The sequence below is a fragment of the Moraxella sp. genome (assembly GCF_024227015.1).
Lineage (GTDB): Bacteria > Pseudomonadota > Gammaproteobacteria > Pseudomonadales > Moraxellaceae > Moraxella.
The window spans coordinates 1-672 of the sequence record NZ_JAAELD010000206.1 but is presented as its reverse complement, the minus strand read 5'-3'; the positions used below and the strand labels follow the sequence as shown (position 1 = coordinate 672).

At 44.0% G+C, this 672-nt stretch carries 1 protein-coding gene; it reads right to left on the bottom strand.

Features of this window, described 5'->3' with window-relative positions:
• Nucleotides 1-21: 21 nt before the first annotated feature.
• On the bottom strand, nucleotides 22-672 hold a 651-nt coding region (locus GY683_RS04710), incomplete at its 5' end, for a hypothetical protein (protein ID WP_297287646.1).

Genomic DNA, 672 nt, shown 5'->3' with positions numbered 1-672 from the left:
TGTTTGTTACAGATTTACCTTTTAGCTCCTTAGAAGGATATGAAAAGCAATCATTGTCTTATCAAGGTAAGCTTGAAACGATGCGTTGCTACGTTTTTTTAATCTGTCATCGCCCAGGTCGCATTTGAGGCGTTTAATCATTCGCTCCACCGATGGGCGCCGTGTCATGATAGCTTTAAATCGCTTGGCCATCGGGGGATCTTGTGAGTCGATATGAGCGAGCATATCAAATGATACTTGCGCAATACGTCCATTAAGAGCAAAGGGGCAACACATTGATTTTTGTTCGCAGTTATCGCAAACACTTGTCCCATTTGCATCCAAAGGCGCTTGGTAAATAAACTTCTCCGTTTTGTATCGTGCCCCTTGGTAATCCATCTCAAAGTCGGCATTGCATACCAGGTTGCCATAGGCGGTAAGTTTTTTCATTCCTTTTGGCAAATTTTCCGTCACGGTTTTTTTTCTGCGAGGATTGAGCGATGCCTTCAGCGCGATACCTAATTGGTCTCGGAACTTATCCTTGAGTGGTTGACTATCACAGGCACTGTCATAGAGCACTGTATCAATCCATGATTTTATTTCAGGATATTGTGCAAACAGACGAACAACATGCGGAAAAAATGTTTCTCCATCATGGGTGGCGGCATCGGCTACGGCAATAGCGTCAAGAGG